Here is a 23,531-nt window from a genome sequence, read left to right as displayed (position 1 = left end):
AAAAACAATGTAATATGAAAAAGTATTTTGTCCCGATTTGCCTAATGGTAACTATTTTAAGCTCCTGTAGCAAAGATGAATATGTAGAAATTACCGAAGATGAAGAACAAGCTCTGGTAGATGATGATACTAATGAAGCAGATGTTGAAACTGAAACTGATACCAACAATGATCTTGCTGTCGATTCATCTATTTTAGTCTTGCCCGACTCCCCTTTTAATTATGCCAATATTCTGTTGCCCAATTTCTTTTTGGATAATGATGTTAGAAATGAGGATAATACCCCTAACAATAATCAAATTACAGATAATGGTGCCACATTAGGTAGGGTATTGTTCTATGATAATAATTTGTCTAGAAACAATACCATTTCTTGCGCATCTTGCCATATTCAAGAACATGGGTTTGCTGATCCTACAGCCTTAAGTACAGGTTTTGATGGGGAGTTAACATCAAGAAATTCTATGGGACTGGCAAATGCAAGATTTTATGAAAACGGAAGGTTTTTTTGGGATGAAAGAGCAGAAAGCCTTGAAGAGCAAACATTGGTTCCCATTCAAGACCTGGTAGAGATGGGGATGACGCTACCCGAATTGGAAGATAAGTTATCTGAGTTAGACTATTACGGCACCTTGTTTACAAATGCCTTTGGAGATGAGGCCGTTACGAGTGACCATATTGCGTTGGCATTATCTCAATTTATTCGCTCTATGGTTTCGTATGAATCTAAATTTGATGAAGGTTTGACACAGGTAAACGATATAGACGACAACTTCCCCAATTTTACAACTTCGGAAAATAGAGGAAAACAACTTTTTATGAGCAACCAGACCAGGTGTTTCGATTGCCATGCTACCAATGTTTTTGTGGGTGATGATGCTAGAAACAATGGCTTGGATGCTACAATTACAGATCTTGGCGTTGGTGGTATAACGGGTAATAATAATGAGCTGGGTGAGTTTAAGGTACCCTCATTAAGAAATATTGCATTAACCGGTCCGTATATGCATGACGGTAGGTTTGAAACATTAGAAGACGTCATTGAGCACTATAATAGTGGTGTACAGAATAACCCTAATTTAGATAACAGACTTACACAAGGTAATAATGTTCGTCGCTTAAATTTATCGGATGATGATAAACAAGCATTGGTAGACTTTTTGAACACCTTGACCGATGATGAGTTTGTCAATGATGAAAAGTATGCGAATCCGTTTGTAGAATAGTAAAAGCCTATAAAAGAATGTAATGCAAAAAATCAGATGAAATTAATTAGTTAAAAATTCATTTGAGCAAATACGTAGTATTAGAATGGTGTAAATTTGGCGTTCATTTTAAAATAAAGTCGTTTTTATAGAGCCAATAGTTACAAATTTGTTCACTCTAAAATAAGTGCTAACGTAATAAATATTAGGTTTTTGTAAATATTTGAGACTTACATGTTTAAAATGATAATGACTTAATAACGGTATAAAAAAATTAGTATGAAGCGTATATTATTAGCATCAATTTTGGGAATGATCGGCACTATTTCTTACGGACAATGGCAGGTTTCTGCAAGTTCTGGCTATGCAATAGGTAGTGCAACTATGAAATTAGGAGAACGCATTACTGCATCTGAAACAGAAAATTCGTATGGTAGTTATGGTGAAGGCACAAACTTTCAACTAAGGGGAACCTATTTTTTCGATGATTCTTTTGGTTTTGACCTTGGGGTTGGTTACTTGCATGGTACTGATCAAGATATATCTGTAATAAGCCTACCAAGTACAGAAGTAGATGCTGTGGCAAGGGCGCGTGCCTTTGGAGCTTCGGCATCTGTAGTATATAAGTTTACCAATAATATTTATGGTCGTTTTGGTGCCTTATTAAAATTAGGTGGTAAAACAGAGGGTGTAATATATCAAAAATCTGTTTTTTCCGAAGAAGAGGCAGAAGCTTTGGGCGTACCAGATGGTTCGTATTCAGAAACCAATTATAAGGAAGATTTTCACGGTCATTTTCCATTAGGTTTTGTAGGGGCACTTGGATATAAGTATGATCTGGATGATAATTTTAGCCTTTTCGTAGAAGCTGAATATTACGGTATTAGTTTAAAACGTAAAGATTCTGAGATTTCGGAGTTCAATACCGATGTAAAGCTACCTGACGGCTCTGTTGCCGTTAGTGGATTATATACCATTGATAATTTGCCAGAAGGAGTAAACAAAAATACTACTTATGTAGATGAACTATCAAATACGAATACCGATACCACACAAGAATTATCTCAAAAAGTACCATATTCTTCATTTGGATTAAATATTGGTATTACATACAAATTCTCGAAAGCTTCGAAATAAACCTTTCAACAATTATTACGCAGCAATATAAAAACCCCTGTTTGTTACAAACAGGGGTTTTTTGTAATGAACTAAAAATGAAATAAACGTATTCGGGGGGAATACGTTTATATGGAAGGTTTTATTTTAACAAACCAAGTATACCTTCCAATTCTGTAAGATTTAAACTAGAGTTATTATTTGTATCCAGCACCTCAAAATTTTCAGATACTTCTCCAATAGCTTCGGTTGAACTAATAGCTTCATCGTTATTAGTATCCAATAAGCTAAATAAGCTCGCCACTTGCTGTACAGTAGAATTAGAACTTAGTGAGCTTAATAATGTAGCAGCATCGGACATTGATGACGTGTTCATGTTCTTTACACTGTTACAACTGGTAATTGAAGCAATAATGATAAACGTTGCAATTACTTTTTTCATGGTTATGTGTTTTTAATATTAATGTATTACAAAAGTATCTTTACCTCTTAGTAAGAGAAAACATTATATACCAATAGTGTAATTATTACTACGTATCTATAGAATCAATAGATGAAAAGTGATGTATTGCTTAATTGAAGGCATCAGCCTTAAACCAAATATTGATGGAGACTTCTTCAGGTCGTTCATCTTGTGGTGGAGCGCCTTGAGAACCTCCTCGACCGCCACCACCAGGACCACCTCTGCCGCCTCCCGGTCCGCCACCTTGTCCTCCACCACCAAAGCTTACATTTGAGCTTTCAGTTTTTGTTTCGGATGTTATTTTTGGAGTCACAATACCAATAGATAATTTGGATAATTTGGTGTCATTATCAGCAATACTATTTTTTGGTATTTTTAATTGATAACGAAGTTCTTTTGAAGCTTCGTCATAGTTATAGTTTATCGTAACGCCCAAATTGTTTAGGTCTAAATGAAATTCTTCTTCATAATCAAAATTAATAAAGCGTGCCGTTCTGGGCATTTCTTCCAATAGCTCGTTCATGTCTGGTCTTTTCCGCTCTTGTTCATCCGTTTTTTTACGAGTATTATTATCTCTTTCATTTCTTTCTGGACGTTGTGGCGCAGTACTATTGATTGGATATTGAATAGAAACATTTTTCTTCTTTTTTCCTTTAGCATCAAAATATACATAAAAGCCACGGTGCAACATAGACATCATAGTAGCTTGGTCAACTGTACTTAACTCGACAATAATATGCTCTTCGTCTACAATGCTGTGATATGTAATGTTATCCCCTGTATTTTGAGCTTGGCCAATAGCCAAAACAAGTATCAATATTAGCGTAGTATATATTTTCATTTTTTTTGATCTTAGTAATTTTTTGGAATCGTAAACCTATTGATTAAACAAGGACTAAAGAAGAATTTTAAGTGGATGCCATAAGATTTAAAGTGAATACCTGAATCTTTAATGGTAACATGTTTGAACAATGCTAATTGTTTTGATTTCATAATATAGATGGATTAAAAGTAGAAAAGCTCCAACATTGCTATTGGAGCTCTTCATCATCAATCAATCAATCAATCAATCAAAAAAACTATCGTATTATAGACCCAATGCAGTTATGGCATCATCATCTTTGGTGAACGCATAAGCTCGCCAAGGTCTAGTGTAATTTGTATATCTCCATAAAACGTCCCCGTCACTGTTCACTTCCCAAATCGCTCCTGTTCCTTCACTGATAAGAGTGTTGCCATTGCTCATTCTAACACCGCTGCCTAAGCCATTACTATATAGGTCGCTATCTGTAAATTCCCATATTAATTCCGGTTCATTGTCTTGACCGGCCACCAATTCGTATGGCGGACTCAGTTGATATTCCGCTACTGCCGACTGGTTATCGTATTTGTTATTTACAAAAACCAGCATTTTATTGTCATCAAAAAGGTTAGGGTAATGAACTCTGTTCATGGTCACTTCACCAACATTATCATAAGCAAGAGGATTACCAAAACGGTATACCAAATCGCCACCCAAATTGTAGTTTCCTCCAGTACTTGTGGCAGCTTCTTCTGTAGTGGTGCTGTGATCAATGACCCAAACCTCACTATAAAAGTTTACTGTCATATATAACAGGTCATTAGTTTCATCTAGTGTAATACCATTAACGTGCATGATATCGCCATCTGTTTGATCATTATTATAATTAACATCGATTAAGTTGGGTACATCGCCAACAACACCAAAATTAGACTTACTTTCATCGTAATCTTGTACCAAATGATCTGTAGCATGCCACTCCCATACTATTTCTTGGGTTAAAGGGTTCATTTCTATAATGGCTTCGGGGTATATATCAAAATTGCCGGAAAAGCCCATTTCAGCAGCATCTGCTGCACTTACTTCTTCCCATACCGGAAATATGATGTTACCGTTGGACAAATAATTTATATCATGGTGAGCTATATAGGTGTTAGAAGAATATTCAACTTCCCATTCAATAGATTGATCAGCATTGATCTTTCTAAATGCCCCACCATAACCTCCAAATGATATTCGGGGATTATCCACTTTTATCGTAGATACCAGACTACCATCAGATTGAAGCATGGCATCATTACCCAATTGATCACCGTTAAAGTCCCAATCGAACAAGGTATTTCCGTCATGGTCAATTAAATATACTCCGGTGTCTGGCGCAATGGCAAGAATATAAGAATCACTATCAACGGTACTGCTTGCTTCAGTAGTATCGCTACTATCATCGGTTATATCTTCTTCGGTAATAGAGACGTCATCAGAATCATCACTACAAGAGGCTAAGGATAATAAGATCAAGAATAAAGAGACGGTACCTAAATTAAATTTCATTTTACTCATCATTCAAATTTTTAAAGGTTGTTAAATTGTTTAAGCATCTAAGTTTATAGTTGCGAGTCTCTGCTTAGATGATAAAGGTAGATAGAAGTTTAAATGAGAATGAGGTTTCTCAGTGAATGAGATTCGTTATTCAGTGAATGGGTAATTTGGCTAGGTTAAAATATTTGAATGTAGCCTATGTGATAGAATCAAGACACAAGCGGAACAATTAATGTTATAATTAATATAAAATCTGATTTTATGAGTTAACAGTTGATTATTTTTGCGCCCTTAATTTATCAAGAATCTCAAATAGAGATAGCAACCTGCAATAACGAGCAAGGTGCTAAAAGTGATAAGCCAATACCTTTGGAAAAAACGTTAACCCCTTCCTTTTGTATTTGCTATTGCGTTAGTTGAGGTTCTGTAAAAAGAATTTTATGAGCCAAGTTAAAGCTGTAGTTGCCAATTATAAGGCATTATTTCCATTTTTAGTATTCATTATCGTGTTTTTAGGTGTGGGTATTTTTCAGCAAGATTTTTATGCACTCCCCGCTCCTATTGCCGTTATCGCAGGAATTTTAGTGGCATTTCTCATGTTTAAACAAGCAATGGACGAGAAAATAGCTGTTCTGTTAAAAGGTTGTGGTAATGATAAAATACTTACGATGTGCCTAATATATTTACTTGCAGGGGCTTTTGCAGCTACAACCAAGGCAATGGGTAGTGTAGACGCTATAGTGCATTTAGGGCTAGATGTTATTAGTGGGCAGTTTATTTATGTAGGTGTATTTGTGATTGCCGCATTTTTGTCGATTTCAACAGGAACTTCTGTAGGTGCAATTGTAGCATTGGCTCCAATCGTTATGGGTTTTGCAGATACCGGTAATTTTTCATTGGCAATTTTGTGTGGCGCATTATTAGGAGGTGCTATGTTCGGTGATAACCTTTCTGTAATTTCAGATACTACAATTGCGGCAACACAATCGTTGAACGTTAGAATGAGCGATAAATTTAAAGCCAATATCAAAATAGCTGTCCCAGCGGCCGTTATAAGCATGATAATTTTAATCTATCAAGGGTTGGTCATGAATACACAAGGGTTGGAAATGGAAGCATACAGTTATTCCATACTTAAGATCGTACCTTATTTAATTGTGATTACACTTTCTGTAATAGGTGTAAACGTATTTGTAACTCTTGTATTAGGGGCAATTTCTGCGGGAATTTTGGGAGTTTTCTATGGAGACTTTACAATTTTAGAATTTACACGAATATCGTATACCGGATTTACCAATATGACGGAGATATTCTTGTTGTCTTTATTAACTGGAGGATTGGCTGCTTTAGTGACATACAATGGCGGAATAGAATTTATTCTACTTAAAATCAAAACCTTTGTAAAAAGTAAGAAGTCCGCCCAATTTGGTATTGCCGCCTTAGTGTCTACCATAAATATGGCAATTGCGAACAATACGGTCTCAATAATTATATCTGGACCAATTGCAAAATCCATAAACGATGAATATGCATTGGAAAACAAGCAAACTGCATCAATTCTAGATGTTTTTGCATGTATAACGCAAGGATTACTCCCTTATGGAGCTCAGGTGCTTATGATTTTGAGCTTTGCAAACGGCAGTATTAGCTATATTGATTTGGTAAGTAATACCTGGTATCTGTTATTGTTACTGATTTCTACGATATTATTTATTGGTTTACGACCAAAACAGAACTAGCTAGAAACAACAAATCCCCATTAAAAATGGGGATTTAAGTTGCTGTAAAAGTACCACTTTCGTCTTCTACCTGCTTATGCCATTGCCAATTCTTGTAATTCTTTGGCTGCATTGGCAGGATCTTCTGCACCATATATAGCGGCACCGGCTACTGCAACTGTAACACCAGAGTTTTTAACCGCGGTAATACTGCTTAAATTAACACCACCGGCAATAGAAACTGCCACTCCTGCTCTAGTTGCTTCATCAATAAGTACCTGTATAGAGTAACCATCTTCTGCTTGCTCATCTAAACCGGCATGTAGCTCAACAAACTCTGCACCTAATGCAATAGCTTCTTGCGCACGTTTAACTCTATCTTTTACACCGATAGTATCGACAACAACACCTTTACCATGCTCTTTTGCCGCTTTAACAGCACCTGCAATGGTAGAATCGCCTGTTGCACCTAATACCGTAATGTAATCTGCACCAGCTCCAAAAGCCATATTTGCTTCTAGTTCACCTGCATCGGCAGTTTTAAAATCAGCCAATACCAATTTATCTGGGAAAGCATCTTTCATTTTTCTGATACCAGCTAAACCTTCACTTTTTATAAGCGGAGTTCCTAGTTCGATAATGTCGATGTAAGGAGCAACTTTTGTTGCTAGTGCTATTGCGTCATCTATATTCAATAAATCGATCGCTACTTGTAATTTTGCCATAATATGCTATTTTAATGTTCTAATTATTATATATTTAAACTTGTTCTTATTCCATGTTTGCGTGACGTTTCCATAATTCAGATGCTGTGCTGCCGTCTAGATCCCAAAGGGTTTGTATCAATGCATCGAATGTCAAAAGCAATGATTGTTCAAAAAGGCTACCGGCATACTGTTTAGAAACATTTTCATCTCTTGCCTGTTTTTGTGCTGCGGGTATAACAACTGTTTGGTCAGACATAGTTGCCAAAGGAGATGTGTTGTTAGTGGAAAAACAAATTAACCCTGCCCCTACTTTTTTAGCAGTTTCAGCAGCCCTAACGATACCACTCGTTGTGCCTGATCCTGATCCAGCAATCAATAAATCACCCTCTTCAATCGCCGGTGCGGTAGTTTCACCAACAACATGTACTTGATACCCTAGGTGCATCAGTCGCATTGCCGATGCTTTCATCATCAATCCTGTTCTGCCTGCTCCTATTACAAAAATGTTTTTGGCATTGTTTATTGTCGGAATCATACTTGCTATTTCATTATAATTAATGGAGTGTGTCAATTTTATATGCTCATTTATAATAATGTTCATTGCACTTTCCACTAATTGTGTTTCCTTATTTCTAAGTGTATCCTCCATAGCTAAATTGACTTTGTTTGTTCTTCTTTTTCTAACTGGGTACAAAGTTATTGTGAGTTTAGTAAGGAAAATGACACTATTTGGTAGATGTCTGGTACAATTTGCCAATACCTAATTTATTGATGGTGGAATTCGCTATTTTTGTGGTACATTTTGGAAACAAGGTCATTTTGATGGATTAAAATGATAACTGATAATTAATTAGATCATTTATAAATTAAAGCTATGCTGAGTGATAAAGTATTATACATTAAAGATTTAGGTAACTGTCCACCAGCTTATTTAAACGACCCAGCTAGAAGAGATTTTTTTGAGATCGTATGGTTGGTCAATGAAGATGCACTTCATGAACCACAGCACGATTTTCAAACATTAAGAGGAGATTGGATTTATCTAATACCGCCATACCGGGTTCATCAATTGAACAAGGCAGGTAAGAATGGAGTCTTGATTTCTTTTAAACAAGAATTGTTGGAAGGCGATCTAAAGGAATTTTTGTTAGACGTTTTTAGAATGTTCAATATACAAGGTGAGTTTTCGTGTCTTCAGGTAAATGAAGAAACCAGTAAAGGCTTAACGACCGTATTGCAGTTATTGAAAGATGATTACAATAAGGAAACCGTAAACCTGGTTATGATCAAAGCCCTTTTAAAGGTCTTTCTATTAAAGCTGATACATTTAAAAGAGCAGCATTTTACCCTGCAGGATATTAATGAAAAAAGGGTTTACGAGTTTATGTTATTATTGGAAAATAACTATAAAGAAGAACGAAATGCAAAATTCTACGCAGAGCAATTAGGTATAAGTGCCAAGCGCTTAAATCAAATATTAAAAGAAAAGCTGGATAAAACCGGAGTACAATTAATTCATGACCGTTTAATTCTTGAGGCAAAACGCCAAATTATTCATAGTGAGAATACCATTAAAGAAATTGCCTATAACCTAGATTTTAAAGATCACTCCTATTTTAGTAGGTTCTTTAAACAGCATGCGGAACAGACGCCACAGGAGTTTCAGAACAAGGTGAAAGAGCATGTGATTTCTCATGATAATACCTTGTATAGTTAATATTTTAATTTTCTATAGACTAGGAGCCAATTCTCTAAACTCGGTACGATAACCAAATTCGGCTAAAGTAATAACAGATATAGCCATGTAAAAAAAAGCCTGCATCATAATTATATGATGCAGGCTTAAAATCTAAATGATTATATTAATTATTTGCTCGTATTGACAAATCCTCTAATACCTAATAAAACCTCCATTTTAGCAATATTAAGTCCAGGATTTTCAGCCGTACCTTCATCACCTAATTCATTGATGTCTACTCCTTCTGTTCCACGTGGTAGGTCATAAGACTCTCCAACGGAAGCAGAACCATAACCAAGATCTCTCATAGATCCAGCTGTAATTCTACTTAATGGATTCTCTCCTAGATTCAAGAAACCTGTCATTAGTTCATTATTTAAAGTAGATTCTCTCCAATGACCTAAAGCAGTACCTGGTCCTCCCATATTTTCAATAGGTAACTCATTTGTACCACCTTCAGCATTCCAAAAAACGTTTGCTTTTTTTCCTGTAAAATATGGATTGCTATCTGGACCTGCCCTTAGGGTTCTATCAAAACCAAAAGGAACTGTATTCCAAAGTGTACCTATTCCTAAAACATGCCCCATTTCATGAACAATAACCTCTTCAAATAAGTCTATTTCTTCAAGAAAATCTAAATCATCCACGTCAAAGAACATAACTCCTGTCAATGATAAGAAATCTTCTGTTCTTACAAATTGAGGTCCAGCTTGACCAAGAATTCCACCAGGGCCATCTATTGGTGCTAATGCTACTTCAATAACGAGGTCATCTATGGTATCAATATCAGGAAAACCTTGAAAAGCAGACGGTATTGGACCAGAAACATCTGGTACATCTTTAATAATAATTCTTTCCCATCTGGCGGCTGCAGCTTCGAAAACTTCAACTTGTCTATCTGTTGGAGGCAATAAATACTTTAAAGTGATATTATAACGACCTTTTTCTGCATTACTGGATTTCGCAGTTTGAACATCTGTAATTCCTAAATCATCAATAATTATAGGATTATCAGTGGGGGTTTTTAAGGCAATTTCAAGCGGTTTAACTTCTTGTACTAATTCGACTTCAGAATCTAATTTATCTTCTGTACAAGATGTGAAAACGAATGCACCTAATGCACATCCGATAGCTAAAAATTTACCAGTTCTTTGTAAAGTGTTTTTCATAAAAATATAGTGTTTAGTGTAATTATTTGATAGTTTATCTCATGTAAGTGAGCTAAAAAATCAATTATGTTTAATTTAACAAAATCTTTTCGTTTATTCTTTCTTGTAATTAAAATTATTTGCTTTAAGATTTTCTATCCCAAGTAATCCACCTATCCATACCGTCTTTGTACCATTTATCGCCCTGTAAGAATAGAAGGTCATTACTACGTTCTACTCTAAATTCAATAGGCTGATTATAGATCAGTCCGTTTTTCCAACCAATAAAACACTTTATTAATTTATCGATTTCTTCATCTGTAGTTAAGTCCATATCCATTTTATAGAGCTGTTGGATCAATGGAATAATTTCTTCAAAACTATGGCTATCATAATGAATTAAAGGAGATAATCTAATAATCTGCTCATTTGGTTTATTGCCCGTTGCAGCTTTTAAAAACATCATAGCAATGTAATTGGCGGTGTCTGGCGGTTGATATAATATGGTTTTAGCTTGGTGCAGTACCGTTTCTTTAAAAAAATTAAATTGAGGTTTCCACTTTGAAAAATGGAATTTCTTTCTTCTGAATTGAAGCGCAATTTGTTTCCAGTTCCAAAAGTCCCTTTTAGAATCTGCTGACATTAAGGAATTACTGGTGCCTAAAGAAACAACGCGAATGGTATTTAGGTCTACTCCCAATTTATAAGCTTCAATGATTCCTGCTAAAATAGGATTGTTGAATCCGCCGAGAGCACCGTCCCAAAGCTCATAGAATATATCGCTACCCTTAGCCTTAAAGCGTGCAGGAAAATCAAAATATTGTACGGGAGCGTTAGATGAAGCATTTATGGCCTGTGTAAGTCTAACGGAATCATCTCCTTCGGAATTCGATGAGAACGATTTAAAAAATTTTGCACGATTGTTCAGTGCATCGTATGTTGCAACAACAATTTTAAGGGAATTCTTTCCAATGAGTTTTGGAAGTTCATCCATTTGTATTTTATCGATTTCGGGAAACAAGCTCTCAAACGCTTCCTTTTTTCTTTTGGCACTATATTTAGGTCCGAAACCTGCATTGAAGAGGCCGAGATAATCCACCGGAAAATAGCGGTCTTTAAAAGTATTTTTATGAAAAATAAGCTCCCTATTACTTTTCTCCTTAAAAAGGGCAATTGCCTTGTCTAAAAAATAATTTTCTGCCAATGCCGCCAACACGATACTGCCCCCTGAGTTTGCAATAATTAAATCAAATTTTTGAAGTATTTGGTGACCGTTTAAATTTCCGTAACGATCTTTTAAGGTAAGCAATTGAATTATTGCCCAACTTCCGCCGCCATCTAAAGATAGAATTTTATACATGTGTTATGGAATACCTAGTAAGGTTAGTAGATGTGGTAAATAAAAAGGACGTGGGAACTACCTTTATTAGACATCTTAAAGTTAGTGAATTATGGTATAAAGTTATTATAGGAAGTTCTTAGAATTTATGAGGATATTGTATTTTAATGGTATGATTAAAGTTGTGTTAATAAAAAAGAATGAACATTCATTTTTTGTAACTTTGTGTAAAGAATTAGACTTATGGCAGCACTTCAAAAAAGTATAGACAAACGTAATGCACTTATTAATGCAACCATAGAACTTGTGAACAACAATGGTTTTCATGCCACGCCAATGAGCAAAATAGCTAAAATGGCCTGTGTATCACCAGCTACTATATATCTGTATTTTGAAAATAAGCAAGACTTGGTCAATAAAACTTATATAGAAGTGAAATCTAAGTATACTGAGTATGCTTTTGCCACTTATGACGAAAGCATGACAGTAGAAAAGGGTTTTGAGGTCATTTGGAAACGTATTGCAGAATTTAAAATGAAAGAGTGTGCCAATTCTATGTTTTTAGCACAATGTGATAATACTCCTATGATCGATGAAGCTAGTAGGCAAGAAGGTATTAAGCACTTACAACCCCTATTGGATCTTTGGAGGCGTGGAATAAAAGAGGGTGTTATAAAACCCATGTCTGAGTACATGCTGTATGCATACGCCATAAATCCGCTTTCATTTTTGGTCATAGCCCAAAACCGTGGCTCTGTACAATTAGACGAGGCTCAATTAAAGCAAGCCTATGAAGCAGCTTGGAATAGTATAAAAGTGTGTGAATAGTATAAAAAAGACAGCTATAATATTAGGAGCATCCGGTTTAACCGGTGGATTACTTTTAGATCGCCTAATAGGTGACGAAAGGTACCAAACCATAAAACTATTTTCAAGGTCTAGAATTGATGGTTTGCCCAATAAAGTACATCAGCATATTGGTAATTTGTTGGCCTTGGATCAGTTCAAGAATGAGTTTACAGCAGATGAAATGTATTGTTGTATAGGGACTACCGCGAAAAAGACTCCCGATAAAGAAAGGTATAAAGCCATAGATTATGGTATACCGGTAGCAGCGGCCAAGCTTTCTAAAGAAAACGGAATCAAAACCTTTATAGTGGTTTCTGCCATGGGCGCCAATAAAAAAAGTAGCGTTTTTTATAATCGTACCAAAGGTGAAATGGAGCAAGGTGTTTTGGATCAGGGCATACAAAAGACCGCTATTTTGAGACCTTCTTTAATTGGTGGAAATAGAGATGAACGTAGGGTTTTGGAAAAGATAGGTCTCGTTGTATTTAAAATTATACAACCCTTATTTATCGGTCCGCTGAAAAAATATAAAATAGTCAATGCCGATTGCATAGCGCAGGCGATGTTGAATATAGCGAATACTACAAGTAATACCAATGTAATTATTACATCAGACGATATAAAACAATTAGCAAAAACAACTTAAATAAATTATAGCATGGAATTATTAGATAAATTAAACTGGAGATACGCAGCTAAAGCAATGAACGGCGAAAAAGTGGCGGAAGATAAGGTAGAGCGTATATTAGAAGCTGCTCGCCTTGCTCCTACTTCAAGCGGTTTGCAGCCATTTGAAATCATTGTCGTAAAAAATCAAGATATAAAGGAACAAATAAGACCAGTAGCTTGGAATCAATCTATGATAACCGACTGCTCCCACCTTTTAGTTTTTGCTGCTTGGGACACCTATACCGTTGAACGTATTAATTACATGTTCGATCTAACAAACGAGATACGTGGATTTAAAAACGAAGGATGGGAAAACTACCGTAACATGTTATTGGACTCATACCCACAGAAAGATGCTGAAGAAAACTTTAACCATGCCGCAAAACAGGCTTACATTGCTTTTTCTCAAGCCATAGCCGCAGCAGCTTTTGAAGAGGTAGATGCTACCCCAATTGAAGGGTTTGATCCAGATGCCGTAGACAAAATTTTAGGCTTACGCGAAAAAGGATTACGTAGTGCTGTTTTGTTGCCACTAGGTTATAGAAATGAAAGTGAAGATTGGTTGGTTAATCTAGTAAAGGTTAGAAAACCAATGAAAGATTTGGTCACGGTTATAGAGTAACCTTTTATCAAATTATAAATATAGATTACAAATTAGAAAGAAGAGAAAAAATGAACAATTTTGAATTTAAGAACCCTACCAAGATTATTTTTGGAAAGGATACCATAGCGAAATTAGAAAGTGAAATACCTGCTGATGCTAAAGTTTTAATGCTTTATGGTGGAGGTAGTATTAAAAAAAATGGAATATACGATCAAGTAACAAAGGCATTATCAGATGTAGATATGATCGAGTTTGGTGGTATACCAGCCAATCCTGAATATGCAACCTTAATGGAAGCATTAAAGGTCATAAAAAAAGAAGATATAAATTATCTACTTGCTGTTGGTGGTGGTTCTGTTATTGATGGAACAAAATTTTTATCGGCAGCTGCGGTCTATGATGGTGATACGCCTTGGGATATACTTACCAAAAATGTGAGAACCAAAAAAGGGATGCCTTTTGGCACCGTATTAACATTGCCGGCTACAGGTTCTGAAATGAATTCTGGCGCGGTAATCACTAGAGCCGAAACCAAAGAAAAATTGGCTATGGGCGGACCAGGATTGTACCCAGAGTTTTCTATCCTAGATCCACAGGTAATTACATCTATACCAGAGCGCCAATTGGCAAATGGTATTACAGATGCTTTTACCCATGTTCTAGAGCAATATATGACCTACCCGATAGATGCATTATTGCAAGATAGGTTTGCCGAAAGTATTCTACAGACATTGATCGACGTGGCACCAAAAGTTTTGAAAGACCCAACAGATTATAAACCAGCTGCAGATTTTATGTGGAGCTGTACAATGGCACTGAACGGTTTAATTCAAAAAGGAGTTCCTGGCGACTGGGCCGTACATATGATGGGTCATGAGTTAACTGCTTTGTTCGGTATTGATCATGCACGTACCTTGGCTATAGTGGCACCAAGTCATTATAAATATAATTTTGAAGCTAAAAAGGAAAAATTGGCACAGTACGGTGAACGTGTTTGGAATATAACCGAAGGAAGTGTTGATGATAAGGCTTATGCGGCCATTGAAAAGACCGTAGCATTCTTTCATGAATTAGGAATCGATACCAAATTATCGGATTACACGAAAGAATATGAAGGTACTGCCGAAGAAATTTCTAAACGCTTTACAGATCGTGGTTGGAAATTAGGTGAACGACAAGCTTTACTGCCAGAAGACGCTGAGAAAATCGTTAAGATGGCTTATTAAAATTTAGTTTGAGTGTTGAAAAAGGGGATGTCTTGTAGAGAGGCATCCCCTTTTTTTATTTTCAATAGGTTGCATAAAGTTTTCTTAATATGAACTAATAGTAGAAAACCAATATCTTCGCGCGCATTATGTGGATGTACCTTGGACTTTTAGCGGCTTTATTTTTAGGATTACATAACTTATGCAAAAAGCATGCGGTGCAAGGCAATGAAGTTTTTCCTGTACTACTGGGCACTATCTCATCGGGGTTTTTATTGCTCCTGCCCTTTTATCTTGGGTCTTTGTTTTTTAAGGATTATATGGTATCCATAGATTTTTATATTACCAATATTCCTCTTAAAACACACGGGTTTATCGCAATAAAATCGGCTATAATGGCGGCATCATGGGTGTTGGCTTATCAGGCATTAAAACATTTACCTATAACCATTGTTACGCCCATACGATCTGCTGGTCCGTTTTTTACTTTTATAGGTGCTATTACCATTTACCAAGAAAAGCCGAATTCGTGGCAGTGGATAGGTTTTTTTCTCATCATATTTTCGGTGATTTTGTATTCCAGAATAGGAAAAAAAGAAGGAATTCATTTTAAGCGAAATAAGTGGATTTTTGCCATAGTCGGAGCAACTTTTTTAGGAGCTTCTAGCGGATTGTACGATAAGTTCTTAATACAAAGTTTAGCATTAAATCCGCAAACATTACAATTCTGGTTTTGCTTATACACCGTTTTGTTCTTATTGATCATACTTACCATAACCTGGTTTCCTTTTAAAGAAAAGAGAAAAGCCTTTACTTGGCGTTGGACCATACCGTTGGTTGGTATTTTACTGCAAATAGCCGATTATTTCTATTTTAAGGCATTACAAGATCCAGACGCGTTGATCATGCTTTTGTCCGCCATAAAACGAAGTCAAATATTGATTGCTGTAGTTATAGGAGGTTTTATATTTAAGGAACAGAATAAACGTAAGAAACTGGTACCGCTGGCAGGGATCATGCTAGGCGTATTTCTAATACTGTACAGTTAGTACTTAAAAGCACTATCTAATTGGTATAGCCCTTTGTAGATAGTATCTTTGTGAACTAGCAACTTGTTTAAAAAGAGGAGCAATTTATGGCATTTAAAAAACTGAATCCGCATTTACTTGAAAGGTTGTCAAATTTTTCTATTGAAGAACCTACAAAACTTCAGAAAAGGAGTATTCCTGTAATAAAAAGTGGTGCAAATGTGTATTGCACAGGACCAAAAGAAAGTGGAAAGACGACAACTTTAATTTTGACCACCCTACAAAAACTACAATGTAAAGCCGAGGGAAATGCGCCTAGAGCTGTTGTGGTTGTTGAGAATAAGGAAAAGGTATTGGAACTTTATGATAAGTTTTTCGAATATACCAAGTATACGGATATGAGACTATATGCCAGTTATAAGGAATTGCATATTGATATTCAAAAATCGGAAATATTTGAAGGGATCGATATTTTAATCACGACTCCCCCCACCTTGCACAAATTGTTTTTATTAAATGGTGTAAGTACGTCACAATTAAAAATATGCAGCATTGATGATGGCGATTTTCTAAGTCAAAAATCGAATTATACTGCAATGATTACCGTTTCGCAAAGTATAATGAAATGCCAGTATGTTCTATATGCTGAAAAGCTAACTCCAAAATTGGAACGATTCGAAGATTTCTTTATGGAACGTTCGCAGTATGTAAAGGTGTAAATTAAAGCTTACTTTCCGTAACCTACTTCATTTAAAACATTGATGGTACTATCATAGCCTATTTTGAAAATGGAATCAATATTTCTCATATCAAAAGTGGCAAACTCACATAACTCGTTAGGCGAGATTACAAACTTGCAGGCAGAAAATTTTGCAAGCGACTCAGCGGCTGATTTTATTTTATATGCCCTATCAAGCACATTATATGAATGCTTTAAATCGGTAATTTGAACAGGTTTTAAAGCATTTACATAACTTCCAATAAGGGTATCACATCTAGTTATAAGTGGTTCTACCGGAAAATTGTTCAACACTCCCCCATCAATGTAAAAATTTCCGTCAATATCGATTGGTGAAAAAACACCCGGAAAAGTTGCAGAAGCTAAAACCGGTATGATCAGCTGGCCTTCTTTAAAAATCACCAATTCACCTTTAATAATATCTGTAGCCGTTATAAACAAGGATTTTGGTAACGATTTAAAATCATCATTTGGAAAGAATTTTTTAAACTCGTCATAAAATTTCTCTGTATCCAGCAAACCTGGTTTTCTACGTGCGAATCTATTGGTATGGAAAATGGGTATTTCTTTGAAAAATTTTAAAATCTCTTGCCATGTTATGCCTCCGGCATATAGTGCACCCACAATTGCACCAGCACTAGTTCCAGAAATATGATTGGGGAAAATATCATGTTCTTCCAAGGCTTTTATAGCTCCAATATGTGCAACACCCCTTATACCTCCTCCAGATAAAACTAATCCTGTATTCATGTTCGAATTATTGAAATTTTCAAATTATGTTTTACATCAATTCTGGGCTATTAATTCAAACTTTATTAATCCTCCATTAATTTCCGCTTTTTGCAAAAATCCGTCTGTATAATAATATACATTTTCATGATTTTTGGCATTTATCTTTTTATAGACGTGGTTACCTAAAGAAACAATACTATTAAAACTACCGTCTTGCTCAGAAAAACAGCGATCGACACCAATAGGTTCTTTGAAATATAGTAATATGGTCGCATAATCAATATCACCTTCTACGGTCTTTTCTTTCTTACTATTTTTAATAATCTGATAGGTATTCTGCTCTTTGTGGGTAATGATATCGGCATAAGGTTTATCATTGACATCAATAACAACACTTGATTTTTTTAAACGTTCATTTTCGTATAACACATCGTATTTATAGTCTACCTCAATTTCTTTGATTATTCTAGTTTTTATAGCCGTAATACTTTTGTAACGAATAGTAGCATCGCTTATCGTCTTTGTTGCTGTTAAATTACCAATGACTTTATCTTTATGTACAATATTAAATGATAGCACATGCTCTTTAACATCTATATTGCTCGGCATGGCACTAACTAAAACAAGGGCAATCATAAAAATTAAAAACTGGTGACTTCTAGATGGCATGTATTGTTGTTCTTTGGATTATGATGTAATTTTTTAAATAATAGTAAAACTAAACAAATGAATTACTATAAAAACTAACGATTGTCATTTTTCAAAAATATACAAATGATAAAGGGCTTATCAATTAAGATAAGCCCTTTAAAACTCCATTTATAATCTTTATTATTCCATATCAATGATACCTACTACTTCATAAGCTCTAGAACCATCTATCTGTATTTTTTCATACAGGATGTTTGCATACTCGTAATATGTAAAACCGTCAATAGTTACTTTTTCATACCCATCTGGCAATTCATAGACCACTGTGCCAATTTCTGGCTCCACCACTTCGTATCCAGAATTTGATTCTATATAAAAAGTTCCTCCAACATTAAAATATAGGTGATTATTAAATCTGACCCTAACGGAATTTGGAGGTAGGGTATTTATTCTAAATCCAATTTTAGGAGCAATAGCGATATATCTACCTCTTGATTGCGTGTAATATTTGTTATTGGAATAGTAATAGCTTTGACCGTTATGTCTAACCACGGTTTTGTTTGGTACCGATCTTACCGAAACCACTTTCTTGGTAGGTGTTTTGTACACTACTTTTTTACTTGAAACCCTACCAGGCGTTCTTGTAACTGTTTTGGTAGTAGTGGTTTTTGTTGTTGTTCTTTTACGTGTTTGCGCATTACTTGGTAAGGCAAATGCAATTAATAACACACTAAGTACTGCATATGTTCTAGTAATTGTTTTCATCGTTTAAAATTTAAAAGGTTAAACTTTTATTTTTACGTTCAATACTTTGACAGTTTATTGCTGCAGTGGTTTAATCGGATACCTTTTAAAGTGAGAGAAAATAGACGATATGGACTTTTTTATCTACTAATGAACATATTTTATAGAAGTTAAAACTCCATTTTTTTACCTTTTAAGCGATGGATAAGTTAAGGGTTAGTGTTGTTTTGTTGATTCTTTAATACTTTTCTAATGGACTCACTGTCCCAATGATTATCATATTCTACAATTCCTCTTTTAAAGTCTTCTTCCAACAATCGCTCTTGCTCTTCCAGTTCTTTACGAGCTTTAAAAATGTAGTTTTCATCTTCTTTAGATTCAGATGCCAATCTTCTTAAACTAGATTCATCATATTTAATAAAATTCTGAACTTGCCTATTCAGCGTGTATTTTCTAAAGCCTAATTTGCTAAGCACATCCCTTGCCAGTGAAAGTGATGTATCAAGAGATTCCCTATAAATATTCTCAAAGCCCATATTCAGTAACTCATAGGCATCATATCGGTTTTGTGCCCTAATCATTAGCTCCACATGAGGATAATGTTCTTTTACAAGAGAAGTAATTCTTTTTGTAATGCTTGGGTTATCAATGGCGCATATTAAAATTTTGGCTTCTGCTATTCCTGCAGATTCCAAAAGATCTATTCTGGTAGCATCACCATAATACACTTCAAATCCCATTTTACGAAGAAAGTCTACCCGATTGGAATCTTGATCCAAAATAGTAGCTTCAATACCATGAGAACGAAGAAATCGCCCCACAGTACTACCAAAATGCCCAAAACCAACCAAGATTACGTTTTGTGTTTTTGCAATATGGTCCATTGGTCTCTTAATCGATTCTTTAGTACCGATTTTAGGTAAAATAAAACGTTCGTTAATAATACTTATGATGGGAGTTAAAGACATGGTCAGTGCGGTGATTACCAAAAGAATATCCATTTGCTCTTGTTCAAGAATATTTAGTTGAAAAGCAAAGGATAAAAGAACGAATGCAAATTCCCCTACTTGCGCTAATCCAAAAGTCAATAATAGTTTTTGGTCCAATTTCAATTTAAATACTTGTCCGGTAATGAACAGCACCAATGCTTTAATGAGGATAACGGTAATTAGAATACCTCCAATCGTCCAAGGCATTTTTGCGATTACAACAAAGTTGATAGATGCTCCAACTGCAATAAAGAACAGACCTAACATTAGATTTTTGAAAGGCTCTAAAGTACTTTCGAGTTCATGTTTATATTCGCTGCTAGATAAAACCACTCCGCCTAAGAAAGCGCCCAATGCCGGAGAAAGACCAACGTACTCCATTAAAAACGAAATACTGAATACGATTAGAAAAGCAGATGCGATCAACAACTCACGAACACCTGTTTTTGCGACTCTTCTCAACATGGGTACGATCAAATATCTACCAGCTCCAATAATCAGAAATACCGATAGAATAATTGCCAAGGTCTGGTAGCCCATAGGTAAGCTATCTAAAAGATTTCCGGTGGCTTCATGTTCATTGCCGTTGGTTTCGCTATTTGTATTGGAAAGCAACGGAATCGCACCCAACATGAATATGACAATAATATCTTGAAAAAGTAAAATTGAAAATGCCGAATTACCAAACGTGGTATCCATTAAACCTTTTTCCTTAATCGTCTGCATTGCTATTGCGGTAGATGACAATGCAATGGCCATTGAGATGACCAATGCAACTTTCCAATCATAATCTAAAAAGATGAAGAACAGGTAAGATAGTATCATGGTTCCGGCAACTTGAAAGCCCCCCATGCCAGTAATGCTCTTTCTCATATTCCAGAAGTTCTTAGGCTCAATTTCCAAGCCTATAAGAAATAACATGATGACTACTCCAAATTCAGCAAAATGAAGAATATCATCCCCTTCTTCACCAATGAAACCTAACACATAAGGACCTATTAACACACCTGCAATTAAATATCCAATAACAGAACTTAGTCCTAATCTTTTGGCTAATGAAACACAGATAATAGCGCCTAATAAGAAAACAATGGCAACAAAAAGTAGACTTCCGGTCATAGTTGGTTTGGTTTTTTATGGTAAACGACAAGCTTGTGTGCTATGAAGAACTAAGCACGGTTATTTCTTTTTGCAGGCGATCTATCAATGAGCTGTATTGAACACCGTATTCATTTAGGTGATCATCAGACAATTTATAAGTGCCCATAACGGTAAATGGTTTATGGTAGTTCATAAGACACAAATTTGCGGTTTGCTCAAAAGGTCTTAAAAATTCTGTTATGGTATAGCTATTACTACCTTGTGTACAATACAATTCTTTACTGCCTCCAGTAGTTATTGCGTTTAAGCATATTTTTGATTCCAAGGCCTTACCATTTGGTCCGTACGCCCAATTAAACTCCAAGACCATATCTATCCATTGTTTTAATAAGGGAGGACAACTATACCAGTACATAGGATGATGCCATATGATAACATCATGTTCTTCCAACAATTTTTTTTCAAAGTGGACATCAATATGAAAATCTGGATACTGTTCGTACAGGTCATGAAAAGTTACCCCCTCTTTATCTTTAATATAATTCACCAAAATGCTATTTGCACGTGATTTCTCAAACTTCGGATGCGCAAACAGAACAAGTACTTTTTTCATGTCGTATAAATTAAGAACCTATAGCTATGGTCATTTAAGCCAATTAATTTGTCATTAGATCAAAGGAAAGTTTAATGCCCTCTATAATCATACCTGTACCGATTATGGCAATGATCAAACCCATAATTTTACCGATTACCGATATAACATTAAAGCCAACCAATTTTACGATCAAGTTACTAAGTCTAAAAGTGAAGTAGGTTAATAGACTCATGAATCCAAATATTGCGATTACGATGGCAATATGAACAGGTTGGGCACTAGATACAAAGTTCATTGCGGTTACTATGGTACCAGGACCCGCTAAAATAGGAATGGCAAGTGGTGAAACAGCGATATTTTCATCGATGTTCACATGTTTAATATTTTTTACGTTCGATTGTTTAGATTGTAGCATTTCAAAACCGATATAGAAAATAAGGATTCCACCGGTTATCTTAAATGCAGGAATACTGATATTGAACAACTCAAAAATATACTTTCCTAAAAGAACAAAAACCAATACAATTATAAACGCAATTAAATTTGCCCTTTTATTGATATCCTCCTTGGTTTTAGTATCGGCACCTTGGGTCAACGATAAAAAAACGGTCATATTGGAAATTGGGTTTGTAATGGCAAAAAAGCCAGTAAAAACGGCAATTGAAAATGTAATTAAGTCATCCATTATTTTGAATAGAATTTAATCGTGCAATAACTTCAATTCCATTTGAAATTCCTAAATTATTTTGAAACTTTTGGCATTATTTAATCGTTTTATAATATAGCAAATGCCGAGACCAATTAAAATTAATCTCAGCATTATAATTTAAATTTCCTGAAGTATAATTTAAGCTTTATACATATAATTTATTCTAACATTTAGATTCATTAATGCTAAAATGCATAACAAACCATCTGAAAAAGACTAATTACATGTAACCGCACTACTGTCGATGGAGTCTGCTGTTGCCTCATTCATGGTCCAAGAAGAAGAAAATAAAGCAAATTTATCTATGGCATGGCCCGAAGAACGTGCCGAGACTTCCATTGTGTAAATTTTAGGGGTATTAAAAGTCACGTATATTTTATGGGCATCATTATCGCTTGTTGATGTATTCCATTTAAAATCCAAGTCATTACCACTTCTATAAATTTTAAACCAGCCATCTTTAGACGACCCATTAGGGTTAGGGGTTTTGCCTGTATCTTTTGGGTATACTCTACTGTCATTTTTTTCTCCAAAGAAATCATCTGCATCGGCAAATCTTAACCAAGAGTCATTATGTTCTGTACCCTGATCTCCCGTTGTTACAGAAGAGCGCCATTCAAATCGATATGTACCAGGTGTGGTAATGTTCAATTTAAAGGTTACCGTCCCATTTCCGGGATTACCAAGAAACTGGTCTCCTGTCCAAACCATGTAACCATCTCCTGTGTAGTTATCACCTTGTGTTTTCAATTCCCAATCGTCACTAAATTGGCCACTTTCAAATTCAACCATTACAAGTCCGTCAGCCTCATTATATACACTATTTTCAGCATTACATGGTGATGAGTTATCGGTTTCTGTAGCATCATCATTTTCTCCAGTGTCACTAGTGGATGCCTCCTCCTCATTCGGTTCAGCATCTTCAATTAGGTTTTCTTCCGTTGTGTTTGTCGCGTCTAAATCATCACTTGTATCATCACTGGAACATGAAGAGATAAAGGCAAAAATCAAACAAAACAAGACAGTATTGTATTGGTTTCTATTCTTCATCGAAGTTTCTTTTAATTGATTGAACATTAATCCTATTAAATTGATAACCAGAAATAATACCTTATATTTTGATATTAGCCCTCTTTTCGAT

General features: G+C 35.3%; 24 protein-coding genes and 1 riboswitch. Of the genes, 10 read left to right on the top strand and 14 right to left on the bottom strand.

Annotation, left to right across the window (positions count from 1 at the left end; genetic code table 11):
• The first annotated feature begins 14 nt into the window (after positions 1–14).
• Together EXIGUO8A_RS17015 and EXIGUO8A_RS17010 are read left to right on the top strand one after the other, a co-directional pair.
• Positions 15–1,226 (top strand): cytochrome-c peroxidase, encoded by a 1,212-nt coding sequence (locus tag EXIGUO8A_RS17015; protein ID WP_159304086.1) that lies wholly within the window; start codon positions 15–17, stop codon positions 1,224–1,226.
• 258 nt (positions 1,227–1,484) lie between these two features.
• Positions 1,485–2,342, top strand: a complete 858-nt coding sequence (locus EXIGUO8A_RS17010) for an outer membrane beta-barrel protein (RefSeq protein ID WP_159304085.1) — start codon at positions 1,485–1,487, stop codon at positions 2,340–2,342.
• 121 nt (positions 2,343–2,463) lie between these two features.
• On the opposite strand, the gene EXIGUO8A_RS17005 is transcribed toward EXIGUO8A_RS17010, so the two are convergent.
• The 3 genes from EXIGUO8A_RS17005 to EXIGUO8A_RS16995 form a co-directional block, all read right to left on the bottom strand.
• The gene (locus EXIGUO8A_RS17005; protein WP_116769119.1) at positions 2,464–2,763 is read right to left on the bottom strand and encodes an EF-hand domain-containing protein; all 300 of its coding nucleotides are present in this window, start codon (positions 2,761–2,763) and stop codon (positions 2,464–2,466) included.
• A gap of 130 nt (positions 2,764–2,893) precedes the next feature.
• On the bottom strand, positions 2,894–3,625 hold the full coding sequence (locus EXIGUO8A_RS17000) for a hypothetical protein (RefSeq protein ID WP_201304133.1): 732 nt from the start codon (positions 3,623–3,625) through the stop codon (positions 2,894–2,896).
• 246 nt (positions 3,626–3,871) lie between these two features.
• Positions 3,872–5,137, bottom strand: a complete 1,266-nt coding sequence (locus tag EXIGUO8A_RS16995; RefSeq protein WP_159304084.1) for an aryl-sulfate sulfotransferase — start codon at positions 5,135–5,137, stop codon at positions 3,872–3,874.
• Positions 5,138–5,416: 279 nt separating this feature from the next.
• A riboswitch (SAM-I-IV-variant riboswitch) is annotated at positions 5,417–5,514 on the top strand.
• 51 nt (positions 5,515–5,565) lie between these two features.
• Between EXIGUO8A_RS16995 and EXIGUO8A_RS16990 the strand changes: the two genes are divergently transcribed.
• Positions 5,566–6,864, top strand: a complete 1,299-nt coding sequence (locus tag EXIGUO8A_RS16990; protein WP_159304083.1) for a Na+/H+ antiporter NhaC family protein — start codon at positions 5,566–5,568, stop codon at positions 6,862–6,864.
• Between the two features lie 74 nt (positions 6,865–6,938).
• Here EXIGUO8A_RS16990 and hxlA read toward each other — a convergent pair whose 3' ends face one another.
• Complete coding sequence (gene hxlA / locus EXIGUO8A_RS16985; protein ID WP_091604148.1) at positions 6,939–7,568, bottom strand: 3-hexulose-6-phosphate synthase; 630 nt, start codon at positions 7,566–7,568, stop codon at positions 6,939–6,941.
• Positions 7,569–7,614: 46 nt separating this feature from the next.
• Positions 7,615–8,199, bottom strand: a complete 585-nt coding sequence (gene hxlB / locus EXIGUO8A_RS16980) for a 6-phospho-3-hexuloisomerase (protein WP_159304082.1) — start codon at positions 8,197–8,199, stop codon at positions 7,615–7,617.
• A gap of 225 nt (positions 8,200–8,424) precedes the next feature.
• Between hxlB and EXIGUO8A_RS16975 the strand changes: the two genes are divergently transcribed.
• Positions 8,425–9,267 (top strand): helix-turn-helix domain-containing protein, encoded by an 843-nt coding sequence (locus tag EXIGUO8A_RS16975; RefSeq protein WP_071342277.1) that lies wholly within the window; start codon positions 8,425–8,427, stop codon positions 9,265–9,267.
• Between the two features lie 149 nt (positions 9,268–9,416).
• Here EXIGUO8A_RS16975 and EXIGUO8A_RS16970 read toward each other — a convergent pair whose 3' ends face one another.
• Complete coding sequence (locus EXIGUO8A_RS16970) at positions 9,417–10,457, bottom strand: leishmanolysin-related zinc metalloendopeptidase (RefSeq protein WP_159304081.1); 1,041 nt, start codon at positions 10,455–10,457, stop codon at positions 9,417–9,419.
• 124 nt (positions 10,458–10,581) lie between these two features.
• Positions 10,582–11,796, bottom strand: a complete 1,215-nt coding sequence (locus tag EXIGUO8A_RS16965; protein WP_159304080.1) for a patatin-like phospholipase family protein — start codon at positions 11,794–11,796, stop codon at positions 10,582–10,584.
• Between the two features lie 222 nt (positions 11,797–12,018).
• Here EXIGUO8A_RS16965 and EXIGUO8A_RS16960 point away from each other — a divergent pair, with 222 nt between their 5' ends.
• The 6 genes from EXIGUO8A_RS16960 (at position 12,019) to EXIGUO8A_RS16935 (ending at position 16,849) form a co-directional block, all read left to right on the top strand.
• Positions 12,019–12,603 carry a TetR/AcrR family transcriptional regulator gene (locus tag EXIGUO8A_RS16960; protein ID WP_159304079.1) on the top strand — a complete coding sequence of 195 codons (585 nt, stop codon included), beginning with the start codon at positions 12,019–12,021 and terminating at the stop codon, positions 12,601–12,603.
• The gene (locus EXIGUO8A_RS16955) at positions 12,596–13,270 is read left to right on the top strand and encodes a Rossmann-fold NAD(P)-binding domain-containing protein (protein WP_317164615.1); all 675 of its coding nucleotides are present in this window, start codon (positions 12,596–12,598) and stop codon (positions 13,268–13,270) included. Before EXIGUO8A_RS16960 ends, EXIGUO8A_RS16955 begins: the two co-directional genes overlap by 8 nt.
• Before the next feature lie 12 nt (positions 13,271–13,282).
• On the top strand, positions 13,283–13,915 hold the full coding sequence (locus EXIGUO8A_RS16950) for a nitroreductase family protein (RefSeq protein ID WP_159304078.1): 633 nt from the start codon (positions 13,283–13,285) through the stop codon (positions 13,913–13,915).
• A 50-nt stretch (positions 13,916–13,965) separates the two neighbouring features.
• The gene (locus EXIGUO8A_RS16945; protein ID WP_159304077.1) at positions 13,966–15,123 is read left to right on the top strand and encodes an iron-containing alcohol dehydrogenase; all 1,158 of its coding nucleotides are present in this window, start codon (positions 13,966–13,968) and stop codon (positions 15,121–15,123) included.
• Positions 15,124–15,251: 128 nt separating this feature from the next.
• Positions 15,252–16,151 (top strand): EamA family transporter, encoded by a 900-nt coding sequence (locus EXIGUO8A_RS16940; protein WP_159304076.1) that lies wholly within the window; start codon positions 15,252–15,254, stop codon positions 16,149–16,151.
• 86 nt (positions 16,152–16,237) lie between these two features.
• Positions 16,238–16,849, top strand: coding sequence for a DEAD/DEAH box helicase (locus EXIGUO8A_RS16935; protein ID WP_159304075.1), 612 nt, complete (start codon positions 16,238–16,240; stop codon positions 16,847–16,849).
• A gap of 8 nt (positions 16,850–16,857) precedes the next feature.
• Here the strand turns inward: EXIGUO8A_RS16935 and EXIGUO8A_RS16930 are convergent, their stop codons facing one another.
• From EXIGUO8A_RS16930 to EXIGUO8A_RS16900, 7 genes are all read right to left on the bottom strand, one after another.
• The gene (locus EXIGUO8A_RS16930) at positions 16,858–17,619 is read right to left on the bottom strand and encodes a patatin-like phospholipase family protein (protein ID WP_159304074.1); all 762 of its coding nucleotides are present in this window, start codon (positions 17,617–17,619) and stop codon (positions 16,858–16,860) included.
• 36 nt (positions 17,620–17,655) lie between these two features.
• Positions 17,656–18,270 (bottom strand): DUF6134 family protein, encoded by a 615-nt coding sequence (locus EXIGUO8A_RS16925; RefSeq protein ID WP_159304073.1) that lies wholly within the window; start codon positions 18,268–18,270, stop codon positions 17,656–17,658.
• Positions 18,271–18,432: 162 nt separating this feature from the next.
• Positions 18,433–19,017: a DUF6515 family protein gene (locus tag EXIGUO8A_RS16920; protein ID WP_159304072.1), complete on the bottom strand. Its 585-nt coding sequence runs from the start codon at positions 19,015–19,017 to the stop codon at positions 18,433–18,435.
• Positions 19,018–19,205: 188 nt separating this feature from the next.
• Entirely contained in the window at positions 19,206–21,104 is a 1,899-nt protein-coding gene (locus EXIGUO8A_RS16915) for a monovalent cation:proton antiporter-2 (CPA2) family protein (RefSeq protein WP_159304071.1), read from the bottom strand.
• Between the two features lie 40 nt (positions 21,105–21,144).
• Positions 21,145–21,699, bottom strand: a complete 555-nt coding sequence (locus tag EXIGUO8A_RS16910) for an NAD(P)H-dependent oxidoreductase (RefSeq protein ID WP_159304070.1) — start codon at positions 21,697–21,699, stop codon at positions 21,145–21,147.
• A gap of 43 nt (positions 21,700–21,742) precedes the next feature.
• Complete coding sequence (locus EXIGUO8A_RS16905; RefSeq protein WP_116769103.1) at positions 21,743–22,366, bottom strand: MarC family protein; 624 nt, start codon at positions 22,364–22,366, stop codon at positions 21,743–21,745.
• A 240-nt stretch (positions 22,367–22,606) separates the two neighbouring features.
• Positions 22,607–23,440, bottom strand: coding sequence for a hypothetical protein (locus EXIGUO8A_RS16900; RefSeq protein ID WP_159304069.1), 834 nt, complete (start codon positions 23,438–23,440; stop codon positions 22,607–22,609).
• Between the last annotated feature and the right edge of the window lie 91 nt (positions 23,441–23,531).

Source organism: Maribacter litoralis, assembly GCF_902506355.1.
Lineage (GTDB): Bacteria > Bacteroidota > Bacteroidia > Flavobacteriales > Flavobacteriaceae > Maribacter > Maribacter litoralis.
The sequence above is the reverse complement of the archived record's forward strand: the minus strand, read 5'-3'. Positions and strand labels throughout refer to the sequence as shown.